A 17,807-nucleotide genomic window follows, 5' to 3' on the forward strand; every position below is an offset into this window, starting at 1 on the left:
TAGGCGATTTATTCAATCGTCTATCTTTTTTATTACAAATCTTTAATAACAAAAGAAATATCCCATTTCTTTTTCACTTGTTTATACGTCGCTCTCCATGTAGCAGAGTGTAAATCACGAATCCATGTATATTGCCTTTCCTGTAAACGATGAGTGTCTATATCTCGTGTCAACGAATATAAAAATACATCCTTATCCGTAATAGCATATCCTAGTGAAACCCCTTCTTGTCGAGGATATTCAATAGCATCAAACCGATATGGTGTTTTTCCTTGAATATCATGGTATTTATACCAAAAAGTAGCCCATCCTTTGGTAGTCAATCGCTGTGTCAACGAAATTCCACCATATCGATCAAATCGAGCTTGTTTTTGTCTGGAATACCCATCTTTTTGAAATCCAATATATCCTTGAACATATGCTTTGGGCCAAATAGCCCAAGGCTGATGAGAAACTTCTCCTTTTATCCCCCAATGCCAACCAGAAACCTGATGATTTTCCCGCCAATAACCTCTATCTATTTTCCATTTCAAAAAAAAGGACGATTTCCCTAAATACAAACGGGATGATACATACTCTACATTAGGCCATTTCGTAATCCAAGTAGGTGCTTCTATATCTGTACTTAGCTCTTCCTTATAACCAATAGAAAAAATACCACTCCGTACATACCGAGCAAATTGTAACGTCGGACGAATATGATTTCTTGCAGATGCTGTATATTCCCCTTCAATAAATAAATCACCGGATTCATTTAAAGGAAAAGAAACCGCCCCAGTAACACTCCATCCTTCATAACTTTTATAAATGGGTTTAGGAAACAACGAAAATAACCAAGGCATCGCACTTTTCCCGTGTCCGATATTTTTTTCATACGTTCCATACGATAATAAACAAGTGTTTTTAAACCAAAATTGGGCATTATTAATCGTAAGTTTTCTTTTTTTATCAATAATAATATCTTCACCCGTGACATAATAATCAGGGACTTTAGCTACTGCATGCGGTGTCGTAAGCATTCCTTTTTTTATGTGTAACACACCATCTTGCAAAGAAACCTGTTGGCCGCGAAAATAAATTGCTCCATTCAACCAATTGCCTTCCGCCTGATCCATCACTGCCTTCTGGTTATTTTGATAATATGTAACCTTATTTAAAATAAGCCGATCCGTACCATAAAGCACGCTAATTTTATCGGGAATGTGATATTCTTTTGTGTTCGTATTTCCCTCAATATAATCCGTCTTCAATAAATTCGCATGATAATATATTTCTACGTTTCCCCGAGCCATAACATATCCATCGTGCTGCTGCATAGCCACTGTATCAGCAACCATCCGTACCGCCTCTTGGTTAGGCAATGCAACTGGAGATCTATCCGCCGCCAGCGAAGTAATTGAAATACTACCTAACATAACACTTATACCAATAATAGTAACATGCTTACTTTTCATTTTTACCGCCTTTACGAGTAGGTTTAATGGTAACGATGATTTCATCATCATTTCCACTTTGTACCCCCTCCTTCTGTTTTAGCTCAGATGTCTTCCCCTTTACTGCTTTTGTTTCTACTTTTTTCTTTGAGCGTTGGCTTTCATCAACTAGCTTATTATCTACGGCCTGATTTGATGGGATAATTTTTAAATCGTTCTTATTTACAAGCATTTTCTGTGCATGCCCATTCATCGCAGAAAATTTTGTAGACTCAACATCTACCACAGATACTGCTTTTTCTTCTCCCTGGTTTTCCTTACTATCTACCGTAGACGTGAGCGATACAGGAACAGGCACACGCGGTGCTGTTGCACCTACCAATTTAGTCACAGGAACACTTTCAGCCACTTTATCCGCTAATTGCATAACATTCGTAGAAAGCTGTTTTACTCCACTTACTTCAATGGTATTGACAGTCTGCACATAAACGGTTGTTCCTTTTGGTAACACTGCTTCCTGTCCATGTACAAATAAACCTCCCACCAATCCTACTGGACCTAAAATCAATGCCCCAGCTGCAGAAGCACCTGCTGCATTAGCCATATGCTGATACTCCTGAGAATTGACATCGGCACATTTCAATGCAATAGCCGTACCATCAATACCTCGTATATATTGATATTTCAACTCAAGCTTTCCGTCAATACCAAACCGCCGTGCCTTGCGCACCGTACCTACTATGGCATCTGTCGTAGTGCCTTCTGGAATGACAATTGCATCGCCTACACGTATATCCTTCGTAGCAGCTAAACGAATAATATCTCCTTCTTGAGCAGATACTGAATCAATAGCATCCAACGTTTGCAACGGAATAAGCATACCTGCAGGGATTACCACCAATTGAGGAGTATACTTATGATTACCCAACATAACCTGTCGCAAAACCGATAATCTCTTTTGTATCGATCCTTCTTGTGTATGACCAAAAATGCTTTCTTCTATATTTTCTAGCCGTACCACTACTGGTTCATCTGTAACTTTATGGGCATACACACTTTGTAACAAATTAAGTGTCGTCAACACAGATAACTTTTCGCCATCATTACCATATACATCCTTATATAGTCCATCTGTCATTTCCTGCAAATTATCGGTACTTGCTTGATTAAGCCTTAACGTGTTCGCTAAGGCTTGTAATCGATCTTGAAGTGCTCCGGTTTGCGGCGTACCATACAACGAAGTTTCAATACGTTCTGTTTTTTCTAAAATAGTATATTCTGCTCCCTGTGCTACAACCATACCACATACAGCCAATATAGTCATTCCTAATGTTACCTTTTTTCGCCACATACCCTTATCCTCCTATTAATAATATACTGATATAAAATAAAATCTAGGATGATTTAATTATATAAAAACCCCTTACAAAAAGCAATTAGAATCATATTTATCGTTTTCTCGCTGTCGCCCAAAATCAAGTTGAATTACGCTCTACTACCACCTTATCAAAGCAATTAAAATCCCATCGACCACGCATGCCTTTTATTCCCTATCAAACCAAAAATCTATGCCTTATGAAAAATAAACAAAAAAACCCAGCAACCAATATAGTTACTGGGTTTAGACATATCGAAAAATTAACGTTTCGAGAACTGCGATGCTTTACGAGCTTTTTTAAGACCGTATTTACGACGTTCTTTTTCACGTGGATCACGTGTTAATAATCCAGCCTTTTTCAAGCTTTGGCGATAATCACTATTAACTTCTAACAATGCACGACTGATACCATGACGAATCGCTCCAGCTTGTCCTGAAGGTCCACCACCTTTAACATCAGCAATGACATCATATTGATCAACAATGCCCGTTAAAACTAACGGTTGCTTAATAATTAATTCTAATGTCTTACGACCAAAATAGTCGTTTAATTCTTTTTTATTTACAATAATTTTTCCTTGCCCCGGAACCAGACGAACTCTAGCAACGGAGGTCTTTCTACGGCCCGTACCGTAGCAATACGTTTTTTCTGCCATGAAATCTTCCTCCTGGTATTAACGAATGTTTAATTTTAATTCAGTCGGTTGCTGTGCCTGATGAGGATGTTCCGCACCAGCATATACATTTAATTTGCGATACATTTGTTCACCTAATTTATTTTTAGGTAACATACCACGAATCGCCATTTCAACCACCCGTTCCGGACGTTTTTCTAATAAATGTCCGGCTTGTGTAAATTTAGATCCACCCGGATATCCTGAATGATGGAAATACGTTTTCTGAATTAATTTTTTACCGGTCAATTTAACTTTTGCTGCATTAATAACAATAACGAAATCGCCTGTATCTACATGCGGGGTAAATATAGGTTTATGTTTTCCCCGAAGAACTTTTGCAACTTCAGCAGCAAGACGACCTAATGTTTGACCTTCAGCGTCAACAACAAACCATTTACGTTCGATGTTGCCTTTATTGGCCATAAATGTAGTTTTCATGCTGTATAATTCCTCCCTGATCGAATAAGTCACCCAAGCTTTGATCTTTTTCTCCGGGGCTAGTGGAGTCCAAGTAAAAAGCTTACCTAATTATTTTACAGATAACTTCTGATATTGTCAAGAAATTTATAAAAATCTCCCCCCAAAAAATCATCAAAAGGAAATAGCCTAGTGCCTAAATTATATAATAAAAAAATGTTCACTGTACGATTAGCTCTACATCAATACAAATACCTTTTTCTCTATAAACCAAAATCGGCGTAATCAGTATTATCACTAATTACACCGATAACTAAAAAACAGTTGCAATTCTACGGCAAAAAACCTACCACTAACTGTTTCTATTTTGCGTAATCAATCATTCGTGTTTCACGAATAACAACTACTTTTATTTGTCCTGGATATTCTAATTCTGCTTCAATTCGTTTTGACAATTCATGCACTAATAAAATACAATCGGCTTCTTCTAATTTTTCAGGCTGTACCATAACTCGAATTTCTCTTCCAGCTTGAATAGCAAAACAACTTTCAACACCATCAAAGGATTTTGCAATTTCTTCCAGTTTCGTCAACCGATTTAAATAATTTTCTAATGTTTCTCTTCTTGCACCTGGACGTGCTGCGGAAACAGCATCTGCTGCTGCAACTAAAACAGCTTCAACACTCAATGGTTCTACGTCACCATGATGTGCTTCAATCGCATTAACAACCAATTTTGATTCTCCATACTTTTTAGCTAAATCCGTGCCAATCGTAACATGGGTTCCTTCCATATCACGGTCTAAAGCTTTACCAATATCATGCAATAACCCTGCACGTCGTGCTAGCTTTACATCTACACCTAATTCTGCGGCCATAACGCCTGCCAGCATGGATACTTCAATCGAATGGCGGAGTACGTTCTGTCCGTAACTTGTTCGATAGCGAAGACGCCCTAACGTCTTAATAATTTCCGGATGTAATCCATGTACACCTGTTTCAAATGTCGCTTGTTCCCCCGCTTCACGGATTTTTTGATTGACTTCTTTCCGCGCTTTTTCTACCATTTCTTCAATACGAGCGGGATGAATACGACCATCACCTATCAATTTTTCGAGTGCAATACGTGCAATTTCTCGACGCACGGGATCAAAACAAGATAAAATAACTGCTTCCGGCGTGTCATCAATAATCAAATCAACCCCTGTTAAAGTTTCAATAGCACGTATGTTACGTCCTTCACGACCAATGATACGACCTTTCATATCATCATTAGGCAAATTCACTACGGAAACCGTTGTTTCCGCCACATGATCTGCCGCACAATGCTGAATCGCTAAAGAAATAATTTCTTTTGCCTTCATTTCCGCTTCGTTCTTTGCTTCTTCTTCTAAGTTTTTAATCAACTGTGCTTTTTCATACTTTACTTCTGATTCAACCGTATTTAACAATACCTCTTTTGCTTCTTCAAAGGTCATCCCCGCAATACGTTCTAATTCAGCTAATTTCTTTTCTTGCAGTTCATTCATTTGCAACTGCATTTTATCCATATCTTCTTCTTTATGAAGCAACGATTCTTCTTTTTTCTCTAAAGAATCCATTTTTTTATCTAAATGTTCTTCTTTTTGTAAAATCCGACGCTCTAATCGCTGTAATTCATTTCGTCTTTCTTTGTTTTCTCGTTCTGCATCACTACGTAATTTATGAATTTCCTCTTTACCTTCTAGGACTAATTCTTTCTTACGGGCTTCCCCATTTTGTCTTGCAGTTGTCAAAATTCGCTCAGCTTCTACTTCGGCCTGACCTATTTTCCCCTCTGCGATCTTACGACGATACACATATCCTATTCCTGTACCAATAACACCACAAACAATCGCTGCTACAATAACAGCTATCATTACATCATTCACCTCCTTTGTCATAAAAAAAAGCCGAATATAAATTCGGCTTTTTTTAACATGTATTATTACATCTTCTTCAAAAAACCTTACAACTTCTTTTTATCAATAACCAAAATATATTTTGGCTACTTTAATTGTAAAATTTTTTTATACTGATGTCAAGAAAAACGACAGGAATAAGCGTTTCTTTTATCAATTAAAATAGTTTTTAATATAAGTATTCATGCAATATTTCGCTGATTATGGAAACAGAAAAACCGCGATTTGTTAAATATCTTGCAATTTTTTTTTTGTCTACATCGTCCTGTAAAAATTTTTTCTTTACCAATTGACATGCTATATCTCTTTCATTTAAAGATGATAATATACTCGGAATAGGCAAATAGCGTCTTTTTAATTTATGAACAATATATAATCGACCATATTGTTTTTTTTTCATATACTGCTCGGCTACAGCCAGTGCCAAACGCTGATCGTCAATAAACCGTTCTTGCTTCAATTTGTTAATAACTGCCGCAATATCGCCTTCAACTGCACCATATCGGTTTAATTTTTGCACTAATTCGCCTTCGCTTAAAAAACGAACTTGCAAATAACGTAATGCTTTACCATACACCTCTTTATTTATCATGCTTAATTATTTTCATCCTCTTCATAATGTTTATCTTCCATTACTTCTTCTAATCGCTCTGGTTCTGCTGCCAACGTATCGCGAATAATTTTTTCTATTTCATCAGCTACTTCACGATGTTCTCGTAAAAAAGTCTTAGCATTTTCTTTTCCTTGGCCTAATCGTTCTCCATTATAAGAGTACCAAGTCCCACTTTTTTCAATAATATCCATAGATGAACCGATATCTAATATCGTTCCTTCACGAGAAATACCTGTCCCATACATAATATCAAATTCACAGTTTTTAAACGGAGGTGCCACTTTATTTTTTACAACTTTTGCTTTAGCACGATTTCCTTTAAATTCACCACCAACTTTTATCGCTTCCCCTTTACGAATTTCAATACGAATAGACGAATAGAATTTTAAAGCACGTCCACCCGTTGTCGTTTCAGGATTTCCAAACATAACCCCTACTTTTTCACGTAATTGATTAATAAAAATAACGATAGCTTTAGATTTAGAAATAATACCCGTCAATTTCCGTAACGCTTGACTCATCAATCGAGCTTGTAGTCCTACATGCGAGTCACCCATATCACCTTCAATTTCAGCTTTAGGCACCAACGCAGCCACCGAATCCACTACGATAATGTCTACAGCTCCACTTCTAACTAATTCTTCCGTAATTTCTAATGCTTGTTCACCATTATCGGGCTGGGAAATCAATAATTCTGCTGTGTCTACGCCTAATCTTCTTGCATATACAGGATCTAATGCATGCTCCGCATCAATAAAAGCCGCGATACCTCCATTTTTTTGAGCAGATGCAATAGCATGTAAGGCCACCGTTGTTTTCCCTGATGATTCAGGACCATAAATTTCAATTACACGACCACGTGGATAGCCACCAATACCAACAGCCAAATCCAATGCCAAAGAGCCTGTAGAAATAACTTCTAAATTCATTTTTTCAGCAATATCTCCTAATTTCATAATAGAACCTTTGCCAAAATCTTTCTCAATTTTTTTCATTGCATTTTCTAATGCTATCTGTTTGTCGCTCATGTTTTTTTCTCCTATACCGTATGTTTTAAAATATATGCAACCGCATAATATATCGCTTTTGTTGCGGCACGTACCTTAATTTCGCATCGATCTCCCATATACACATCTTTCTTTATCCACGTTCCCCATGGACCCGTAACCCCCGTATAAACCAATCCTACAGGCTGCGTTTCTGTTGCTCCCCCTGGACCTGCAATTCCTGTCGTACTAATAGCAATATCCGAATCATATATACGTAAGCTCCCTTTTGCCATTTCATTAGCAACGTTAGAACTAACCGCCGTATATGCCTCTAGCGTTTCTTTACGCACACCCAACAATTTCATTTTTGCCTGATTTGTATAAGTACATACAGTTCCTTTAAAATAATCAGAAGACCCAGGCACATCTGTAATAAAAGCTCCAATTAAACCACCCGTACAAGATTCGGCCGCACTAATAGATAACTGCTTTTCCTTTACTATCCGTCCCAATGCATCTGCTATATTTTCTTGGTCATAACTAACAACAACCCTACCTAACCTTTTCTCCACCTCCTGTTGTAATGGCTGTAATAATGCTTTTGCTTCTTCTTGCGTTCCTCCCTTCGCCGTTAAGCGAACTTCTACAAATCCGGGGCGGGCATACATAGCCACCGTAGGATTTGCATGGTTCTTTTCTAAATCAATTAATTTGGACTCTATCAAGGCTTCTCCTAAATCATATATCTTTATATAACGAGATACAATATATCCTTGATTACCAAATTGTTCCTGTAAAAATGCTACAACGCGCTGAAAAAACATCCATTGCAATTCCCGTGGTGGTCCCGGCAATTGAATAATCCACTTATTTTCTCGTTGAATGGCTATTCCCGGAGCGGTTCCTACTTCATTAGAGAAAATAATAGCTCCCTCTGGAATCATTGCTTGCCGTTTCTGATTCTCCGTAATAACTGGTTTTGCGTATCGTCGAGTTAACCATTGTTTTATGTCATCATACACTTCTTCATGAAAGACTAAAGGTGCCTGCATCACATCGGCCGCTACTATTTTCGTAATATCCCCTTGTGTCGGTCCTAATCCACCCGTCGTAATAACGATATCTGCACGTAAAAGAGCTTGCTTTAATACCGCCTGTAACCGCTCTATATTATCTCCTACTGTCGTATGATATAACACAGAATATCCTAATGCATTCAACTGTTCCGATAAAAAGAGAGAATTGCGATTAAGAATTTCCCCTAACAACAATTCTGATCCAACCGTAATAATCTCAACTTGCATCTGACTCACCTCAATTATACTAATTCTGCTACTAAATCATAGGCAAATCCTTGTACAATTCGTACTCGCACCATATCACCTGGACAAACCGTTTCAGCATTATCCAAATAAGTTAATCCATCTACCTCAGGTGCTTGAATTTCAATACGTCCTACCGCTTGACAGACCTCTCCTTCTTTTTCAATCCGTTCAATTAACATCGTATGTTCCGTTCCTTCTAACAACCGATTTCGCTTTTCTGAAACCTGTGCTTGTACAGCCATTAATGTATGATACCGTTCCTCTTTGACTTCTTCTGAAATTTGTTCCGTCATCTTGGCCGCTGGTGTTCCCTCTTCCTGAGAATACGTAAATACTCCTACATCATCAAATTCAGTTTCTTGCAAAAATGTCTTTAACTGAAAAAATTCTTCTTCCGTTTCTCCTGGAAATCCCACAATAAAAGTCGAACGTAACGTTAATTTTCTATCTTTTTTAGCTAATTTTTTTACTAATTTTCGGACATCCTCTTCTGAATCTTTACGATTCATCCGTTCTAATACACCTTGTGCAATATGTTGTAGTGGTAAATCTACATATGGACAAATTTTATCTTCTCGAATAATCAAATCCATTAACTCTTCTGTAAAAAAATGAGGATACAAATAAAATAATCGAATCCATGAAATTCCCTTAATCGTAACCAATTGTTTTAACAAAGTAGGTAACAAAGAGTAGCCCACTAAATCTACGCCATAGCTGGTCGTATCTTGAGCAATGATATTAATCTCTTTAACCCCTTCTTTTGCCAATGATTCTACTTCCGCTACAATGGATTCAATGGGGCGACTATATAACTTTCCTCGCACACGAGGAATAATACAAAAGGTACAAGCGTTATTGCAGCCTTCACCAATTTTGACATAAGCACTGTATGCAGGAGTCGTTCGTAAACGACTTGTCTTTTGGTCATATAAATGGCTAACATCATCCATAAAACATACTCTTTTTCCCTGTCGCACCGTAGTAATGGCTTCCCACACACGATCCCAAGAGCCAGTTCCTAACAATACATCAATTTCTGGCATTTCCTTTAATAATTCTTCTTTATATTGCTGACTCAGACAACCTGTCACTAATAACATTTGACATCGACCCGTTTCTTTATACTGAGCTGCATCTAAAATAGCTTGAATGGATTCTTGCTTTGCCTTTTCAATAAACGTGCACGTATTAATAATGATAATATCCGCTAATGATAAATCGTCTGTTATCGTCATATGGCGTTCTTTTAAAATGCCCAACATCACCTCAGTATCCACTAAATTTTTAGAACACCCTAAACTAACAAATCCAATTTTTTCCATCTAATTATCCTTTCCAAAACGAATCGTCCGTACCCACCATTCTTGCAATGCGAGTCTACCTTCTTCCGTATATTCTTTTCGTACAGGAAATACCCGCAATGATTTTCCTTGTACATCTGCTTCTTGATGAATCATCGGTGTCGTAAAATCTACAAATATTTTATTTTTTTGCAAAATTTGCACTATATCCTCAGAGAATAACCACTCTAAAAAACGATTAGAAAATTCATCATCATGATTCCAAATAGTAACACCTACACCCGTTAACCAATAAGCCGTACCTTCCTTTGGATACACTATAACCATGGGTGCTCCATCTTTTTGATACTGCCGTGCATGGGAACCATCGACAACACCAATATCCACTTCACCACTAGCTACGCGTCTAGCACTAATTGATAACGTTTTAGCATAAGATACGCTGTTTTGTTGAATAGCTTGTAAATAAGTCTTCATCTTCTGTATACCATTTACTTCTACCAACGTACAAAGCAAATCGCCTGCCATATCCGTAGCGGCAAAATCGGGAACCGCTATTCGCACTTTGTTTTCAACAATTAAATCCTCCCAGCCTTGAATATTCCCACCATGATTTTGATAATATTCTGAACGCACAACAAATACAGTCGGATTGTACCAAAGCCCTAACCACCGCCGATTTTTATCCCGAAAACGAAAAGAAACTTGCTCTTTTGGTACTACCGGAAAAGAACGCAAACGACCGTTTGCACCAGCCATACGTAATACGGGTTCAGTCGCAATAATAATATCTGGTTTTTCCGTTGTTTCCACATTGGTCATCAAATATTTTAAATTACTATCACTCACCGTACGTATTTGTACCCGCATACCTGTTCGTTGATAAAAAACAGTTGCCATTTCCTGATTTATCTCTGATGGTAAATCAGAAAAAACCATAACATGTCGTACTGCCGTAGTTTGCATTTGCTGATATGCCTTTTCCCGTATATTAAACACATAATAACTACAAGCAAATATCACTATAATAAAAACGGTTAAAGTCCCCAACGGTATATATCGTTTCATATAATCCTCTTTCACATAAACAAAATAACTACCTCATCCATATTATAAGTACTAAAAAAATAAGAAATCCTGAAACAAGGCTAATTTCTACCCATCGTGCCTTCTTTTTTGTGTATCGTTTGCGTATCCTTGTTTCTTTTACATCTGTCATCGAAGACAGTCCTTTGTTGTCCTTATCTATCGTAATACCTTTTTTCTTATATATGGATACTAACGGTTCTCCTGAAACCCCTAAAAAAGAAGCATAACACCGTATAAACCCTTTTACAAACACCTCTCCAGGGATACAATCATATTGATCCATTTCAAGTGCTTGTAAATATTCTATTTTTATATGTATCGCTACTGATACTTCTTGTAATGTCCAGCCTTGTCGTTCACGTTCAGAACGTAACAGATTGCCAGTTGTTGCCACGTTCAATTCTCCTTCCCCCATCCGCTTAGCGAAAAACTCTATACTATACCGGATATAGTTAAAACCCAAACTTTTCTTGTATTTCTTCCTCCGTCATTAAAATTTCTCGTGGCTTACTACCATTATTTGCTCCTACAATGTGCATCGCTTCCATCATATCTATTAATCGAGCAGCACGCGTATACCCAATACGAAAACGCCGTTGCAACATAGATGCCGATGCTTGACCTGTTTCTAAAACCATATTAATAGCTTGTTCCATGAGATCATCTTCAAAAAAATCGCCCATTTCTTTATCTTCTTGTTGGGCTGCTTCTACTTCTTCATCATAATGAGGTTTCCGTTGCTGTTTTATAAATTCTACAACCTCATCAATTTCCGTATCAGAAATGAATGCACCTTGTACTCGAATGGGCTTTGATGCCCCCATCGGATAAAACAACATATCACCTTTACCGATTAATTTTTCTGCTCCTGCCATATCTAAAATTGTTCTTGAATCAATTTGACTAGATACAGCAAAGGCAATACGACTCGGTACATTCGCCTTAATCAATCCCGTTAACACATCTACCGAGGGACGTTGTGTTGCTAATACTAAATGCATCCCACAAGCACGAGCTTTTTGTGCCAAGCGACAAATAGATTCTTCTACATCACCCGATGCAGCCATCATCAAATCAGCTAATTCATCAATAATAATAACAATAAACGGCATCGCTTCTTCCGGATGTAATTCATTAAATCTCGAAATATCACGCGTTTTAGTATAAGCAAATCGTTTATATCGATCATCCATTTCGCGTACTGCCCATCGTAATACACTAGCTGCTTTTTTCGGATCTGTAACCACTGGCGTCATCAAATGCGGTATCCCATTATAATTAGATAATTCTACTACCTTCGGATCTACTAATACCAATTTTACATCTTCTGGACGTTGTTTAAATAAAATGCTCGCAATAAAGGTATTAATACAAACACTTTTTCCTGAGCCCGTTGAACCTGCTACTAATAAGTGAGGCATTTTTGTCAAATCGGCAATAATAGGATTACCAGCAATATCTTTTCCAAGACTAACGGGAACTCCCCCTTTAGCTAAACGGAAAGAGTCGCTTTCTAAAATGTCACGTAATGTTACAGATGAAACGCTTTTATTAGGGACCTCAATCCCCACCGCCGCTTTTCCCGGAATAGGGGCTTCTATACGAATATCTGTTGCGGCTAATTTCAATGCGATATCATCTGCTAAATGAACGATTTTACTTACTTTAACCCCTGCGGCTGGTTCTAATTCAAAACGTGTTACCGCTGGACCTTGGCTTGCATGTAAAATCCGTGCATCAATATTAAAGCTTTGTAAAGTAGATTGTAAAATAGCTGCATTTTCCTTTACTTCTGCACTTACGCCACCAATCGTACCTGTGCCCGGTTTTAATATCTCTATCGACGGCAATTGATATGGCTCATGCACCACTGCTTTAGGTACTGCACTTGTTTCAGTATTACCTATTTCTACCGACGTTGTCATCGGTTCTATTTCAACTGGCTTTAATGCCTCCATCTCATTCAATGCTATTGCTGTATCATCACCAGCGGTCTGATTTACAACTGATATATCTCCTAATCGTTCTTCCGTAAAAATTGATGATGATGCAATCGGCTTTTCCTTTTTTTCCGAAACAGGTGCATCCTGCAGTACTTTCTTTTCTTCCTGCAAAGCAGATTCTTCCATGTCTATTTTTTCTTGATACGTGTTTATATCAACTATATTCTTAGACATATCCTTTGTAGTTAATTCATTATCGTGTATTTCATCTACTTGTAAGTCCTTTTCATTTGTAGCCAATGCAGCGGATGTCAATTTTTGAATTTCTTTTTGTCCTTCTAAAAAACGTTCACGCCGATCTCGCCACTCTTGAAAAGAACGGGCAACATCCTGGACCCCATTCGTTGTCTTATCCGAAATATGCGTAAATTTAATTGATGCCTGATGAGATGCCTTTTGCAATGGTCGTGCAAGAGACCAACGTTTCCATAAAACCAACGTGCCAATAAAAACAATAACAATCATAATAATTGCACATATTTCACCAAATAGAGAACGTAATCCTGCCGCAACAGCTGCACCAAAAATACCGCCCCCTATCCGTATACTCGTTGGCAAAAAAGTAATCTCTTGTGGTATAAATACCAAATGAATTAAACTTTGTACTAACAAATAAATCCACATACATATACCCCATGATCTAGTAAGTGGAAATTTACGGCGTACTATAATATATTTTAACCCAATAATAATCAATGATAAGGAAACAACAATACGTGTAAAGCCAAATCCATAAGCTAATATTTCATCAACCCCATATCCGATTGTTCCCGTATCAATCCCCATAATCCCAACAGTTGCAAAAACACCTATAAAAATGAAACATAATCCGATAACTTCAAAGGTCAATAAAGAATTTCCTGTACTTTTAGATTTTACTACGTGATTGCTACCGGCTTTTTTTCTGGTTTTTACTATGTTCTTTGTTGGTTCACCCTTCACAACTTTCACCTCTACCTTACTTTTCATGGCGTCGTTTACGCCATTGTTCTGCTTTTACGCCTTCTTCCCCATATTCCGTTTCTTTATAATAAGTGTGATTCTTAATATTATCTGGTAAATATTGCTGTGCAACCCATCCACGGGGATACGCATGTGGATATTTATAACCAACCCCTATTCCCAACGATGTAGCCCCCTGGTAGTGAGCATCTTTTAAATATGCTGGTATATCGCCACAATTCCCCTTTCGGACAACGGCTAAAGCTGCATCAATGGCTTTATACGCACTATTACTTTTCGGTGCACAAGCAATATAGATAACCGCTTCACTCAAAATAATACGCCCTTCTGGCCAACCGACAAATTGTATTGCTTGGGCTGCAGCATTAGCAATAACCAACGCTTGCGGATCTGCCAAACCTACATCTTCCGCGGCACAAATAACTACTCGTCGGGCAATAAAAGAAGGTTGTTCCCCTGCTTCAATCATTCTTGCCAAATAATGCAACGCCCCATCTGGATCCGAGCCTCGCATACTTTTAATAAAAGCTGAAATGGTATTATAGTGTCCATCGCCTTTTTTATCATATGTATACGTACGCTGACCTGCTACCTTAGCTATCATCTCCATCGTAATGTCTTCACCTGAAGGAGCAGCCGCCACGACTTGTTCTAATAAATTAAGTGCTATCCGTGCATCACCTTCCGCTAAAGATGCGAAAACTTCCAACACCTCTGGCGAAACCTTCATAGCAAACTGTCCTAATCCATTTTCCGTATCATTAAGTGCTCGCTTTAATACCTCGCCAATCGCCTTAACCGAAAGTGGTTTTAAAGATACCACATGCAAGCGAGATAAAAGCGGTCGATTCACTTCAAAATACGGATTTTCCGTAGTCGCTCCAATCAAAATAATCGTTCCCTTTTCTACATGTGGTAATAATATATCTTGTTGACTTTTATTAAAACGATGAATTTCATCAATAAAAACAATAGTCCTCCTCTGATATAATTGCAATTCATCTTTAGCCGTTTGAATTACTTTACGTAAATCTGCCATACCTGCCATAACCGCATTTAACGTAATAAATGTACTTTTTGTTTCCATTGCTATAACCTGAGCAATGGTTGTTTTTCCGACACCCGAAGGACCATAAAACAATAACGAAGGGATCATATCTCTTTCGATTGCACCACGCAAAAAACTCCCCTTACTAGTTACCTCTTCTTGCCCTACTATATCATCTAAATGTTTAGGGCGCATTCGTATAGCAAGAGGTTGAAACGTTTTCTTTTCTGCTTCATCAGCTAAAGAGAATAAATTATCACTATTCATATATATCCCCCAGTATGAAATAAACCGCTGCCAAGTTAACTTAGCGGCGGCTATACCTTACCTTATCTACGATCATATAAAAGAAAGAAGCCCCACTATGCCGTTACAAACCGAGTTTTGAGCCTGCCTGAGCAGGTGGGTGTTCTCCTATTGGGCCCGGCAGTCCAAATTAGGCATTGCCTCACTTCAATAGAGTCCAAACTCCCAATGTAAAATATGTTGGTTCAAAACATCGAGGAACATTTACGTACACAGTAGGGTTTTCTCTATGTTATTAGTATAATAAAACACGCAAAAAAAATCAAGTCTTATCCTCATTTATTACGGATTAAGATTCTCTTTCTTTACTTATTTTCTTAATACCTGTTTTGTTTTTTCAACAATATGGTCTACCGTAAAACCAAATTCTTTAAACAATACCTCTGCTGGTGCTGATGCACCAAATCGGTCTAACGTAACCGTAGCTCCATCCAAACCTACATAACGTTGCCAACCAAAAGAGCTTCCTGCTTCAATCGCCACTCTTGCTCGTATAAAAGCTGGCAAAACAGCTTTTCGATAAGCTTCATCTTGCTGTTCAAATAATTCCATCGAAGGCATACTAACCACACGTACGGCAATCTGCTGTTTCTGTAATACCGTTTGTGCTTGTAATGCTAATGCAACTTCTGAACCCGTTGCAATTAAAATAGCGTCAGGAATAGTTTTGTTCGCTTCAGAAATAATATATCCACCGCGTAATGCTTCTTTGCTGCTTCCTGCCAACTGAGGCAAATTCTGTCGTGATAAAATCAGTGCTACTGGTGTATGTTGACTCGTAACCGCCGTATACCAAGCCGCTGCAGTTTCCATTGCATCAGCCGGTCTAAACACAATCATATTAGGCATAGCACGATACATCGCCAATTGTTCTACCGGTTCATGTGTAGGGCCATCTTCACCTACGCCAATACTGTCATGAGTTAGTACATATGTATTAGGCAATTCCATCAATGCCGCTAACCGAATCATCGGTTTCATATAATCGCTGAAAACAAAAAACGTTCCCCCATAAGGATGAATACCGCCATGTAAAGCTAATCCATTCATAATACCGGACATAGCTAATTCACGTACACCGAAATGTATATTTCTGCCACGATAATCGGTACGACTAAAATCGCCCCCCTCTTTCATATACGTTTTATTAGACGGTGCTAGATCGGCACTACCACCCATCAATTGAGGCATCCGTTCTTGTAAGCGATTAATCATGATTTCTGATACACTTCGTGTTGCTTGTGCTTTATCTTCAAATTGCCAGAACAAGTCATCTTTTAATAATTGTTCTTTGTCTATCCCATGATGCATCGCATTCCATAATTTTCTTTTTTCTGGATACGCTTCACTATATGCAGAGAACAAACTTTCCCATTCCGCTTGTGCCATTTCTCCTCGTGCACCCAATGATTGATAATACGCATAAACTTCATCCGGAACAAAAAAAGGCGTGTCTACATCTGGCCAACCAACTTTGTTTTTCAAAGCCCGCACATTATCTACACCTAATGGGGAACCATGGGCTGATGCTTTCCCCTGCTTGGCTGGACATCCATATCCAATCTCCGTTTTGACCGTAATGAAAGAGGGATGTTCTGTATCCGCCTTTGCTTGCTCAATGGCAGCACCAATTGCCTGTAAATCCGTCCCATCTTCTACGGTAATCGTTTGAAAACCAAACGCTTTCATCCGTTCTTGCACATTTTCAGTAAAAGCTAACCTAGTATCTCCTTCAATCGAAATATGATTACTATCATACAATACAATTAATTTATGTAACCCCAGAGTACCAGCCAAAGAAAAGGCTTCCGATGAAATCCCTTCCATTAGGCAGCCATCTCCACCCAAAACAAAGGTATAATGATCGACAATAGGATATGCCGGTTCGTTAAACAATGCCGCTAAATGTGCTTCTGCCATAGCCATTCCTACCGCCATTGCCATGCCAGCACCTAAAGGACCTGTAGAGGCGTCTACGCCTATCGTTTGCCCATATTCAGGATGTCCTGGTGTAATTGACCCCCATTGACGAAAATTCTTAATATCATCTAATTTCACTCCATATCCAAACAAGTGAAGTAACGAATATAACAACATTGATCCGTGTCCACCCGACAAAACAAATCGATCTCTATTTTCCCACTTGGCATCATTTGGATTATGCTTCATATGATATGCCCACAACTCATATGCCATCGGTGCCGCCCCTAAGGGTAACCCCGGATGACCCGAATTAGCTTTTTCAATTGCATCTGCCGATAAAATGCGAATAGCATTTACACAGCTTGTATCCATGGTATTCATACTACTTCTCTCCTTTTA

The 17,807-nt window shown here is 38.3% G+C and carries 14 protein-coding genes and 1 other RNA gene; all 15 read right to left on the minus strand.

From position 1 onward, the window contains the following. Positions 1-32: 32 nt before the first annotated feature. The 15 genes from HMPREF3182_RS07005 to tkt all read right to left on the minus strand — a co-directional run bounded on the left by HMPREF3182_RS07005 (position 33) and on the right by tkt (position 17,789). Positions 33-1,511, minus strand: coding sequence for an LPS-assembly protein LptD (locus tag HMPREF3182_RS07005; RefSeq protein ID WP_180977852.1), 1,479 nt, complete (start codon positions 1,509-1,511; stop codon positions 33-35). Continuing rightward, a complete protein-coding gene (locus HMPREF3182_RS07010) occupies positions 1,444-2,784 on the minus strand; it encodes a hypothetical protein (protein ID WP_007392641.1) in 1,341 nt (446 codons plus the stop codon). Before HMPREF3182_RS07010 ends, HMPREF3182_RS07005 begins: the two co-directional genes overlap by 68 nt. A gap of 287 nt (positions 2,785-3,071) precedes the next feature. Further along, the gene (gene rpsI, locus HMPREF3182_RS07015; RefSeq protein WP_007392666.1) at positions 3,072-3,467 is read right to left on the minus strand and encodes a 30S ribosomal protein S9; all 396 of its coding nucleotides are present in this window, start codon (positions 3,465-3,467) and stop codon (positions 3,072-3,074) included. A gap of 18 nt (positions 3,468-3,485) precedes the next feature. Then, positions 3,486-3,926: a 50S ribosomal protein L13 gene (gene rplM, locus HMPREF3182_RS07020; protein ID WP_007392667.1), complete on the minus strand. Its 441-nt coding sequence runs from the start codon at positions 3,924-3,926 to the stop codon at positions 3,486-3,488. Between the two features lie 341 nt (positions 3,927-4,267). Next, on the minus strand, positions 4,268-5,803 hold the full coding sequence (gene rny / locus HMPREF3182_RS07025) for a ribonuclease Y (protein WP_062486534.1): 1,536 nt from the start codon (positions 5,801-5,803) through the stop codon (positions 4,268-4,270). 211 nt (positions 5,804-6,014) lie between these two features. Next, positions 6,015-6,437: a regulatory protein RecX gene (locus tag HMPREF3182_RS07030; protein ID WP_062486537.1), complete on the minus strand. Its 423-nt coding sequence runs from the start codon at positions 6,435-6,437 to the stop codon at positions 6,015-6,017. 2 nt (positions 6,438-6,439) lie between these two features. Then, positions 6,440-7,486: a recombinase RecA gene (gene recA / locus HMPREF3182_RS07035; protein ID WP_007392649.1), complete on the minus strand. Its 1,047-nt coding sequence runs from the start codon at positions 7,484-7,486 to the stop codon at positions 6,440-6,442. Positions 7,487-7,497: 11 nt separating this feature from the next. Continuing rightward, a complete protein-coding gene (locus tag HMPREF3182_RS07040) occupies positions 7,498-8,751 on the minus strand; it encodes a competence/damage-inducible protein A (protein WP_062486540.1) in 1,254 nt (417 codons plus the stop codon). A gap of 14 nt (positions 8,752-8,765) precedes the next feature. Further along, a complete protein-coding gene (rimO, locus tag HMPREF3182_RS07045) occupies positions 8,766-10,097 on the minus strand; it encodes a 30S ribosomal protein S12 methylthiotransferase RimO (protein ID WP_007392670.1) in 1,332 nt (443 codons plus the stop codon). Further along, positions 10,098-11,144: an ABC transporter substrate-binding protein gene (locus tag HMPREF3182_RS07050; protein ID WP_062486543.1), complete on the minus strand. Its 1,047-nt coding sequence runs from the start codon at positions 11,142-11,144 to the stop codon at positions 10,098-10,100. It lies immediately after the preceding gene. Between the two features lie 28 nt (positions 11,145-11,172). Next, a complete protein-coding gene (locus tag HMPREF3182_RS07055; RefSeq protein WP_072270838.1) occupies positions 11,173-11,559 on the minus strand; it encodes a helix-turn-helix domain-containing protein in 387 nt (128 codons plus the stop codon). 58 nt (positions 11,560-11,617) lie between these two features. Continuing rightward, on the minus strand, positions 11,618-14,137 hold the full coding sequence (locus HMPREF3182_RS07060) for an FtsK/SpoIIIE family DNA translocase (RefSeq protein ID WP_062486546.1): 2,520 nt from the start codon (positions 14,135-14,137) through the stop codon (positions 11,618-11,620). Then, positions 14,127-15,446, minus strand: coding sequence for a replication-associated recombination protein A (locus HMPREF3182_RS07065; protein ID WP_007392665.1), 1,320 nt, complete (start codon positions 15,444-15,446; stop codon positions 14,127-14,129). The genes HMPREF3182_RS07060 and HMPREF3182_RS07065 overlap by 11 nt, the downstream gene beginning before the upstream one ends. Positions 15,447-15,531: 85 nt before the next feature. Continuing rightward, positions 15,532-15,710: non-coding RNA, 6S RNA (ssrS, locus tag HMPREF3182_RS07070), on the minus strand. An 84-nt stretch (positions 15,711-15,794) separates the two neighbouring features. Beyond that, positions 15,795-17,789, minus strand: coding sequence for a transketolase (tkt, locus tag HMPREF3182_RS07075; protein ID WP_062486549.1), 1,995 nt, complete (start codon positions 17,787-17,789; stop codon positions 15,795-15,797). Positions 17,790-17,807 lie beyond the last annotated feature (18 nt).

This window comes from Megasphaera hutchinsoni (genome assembly GCF_001553405.1).
GTDB lineage: Bacteria > Bacillota > Negativicutes > Veillonellales > Megasphaeraceae > Megasphaera > Megasphaera hutchinsoni.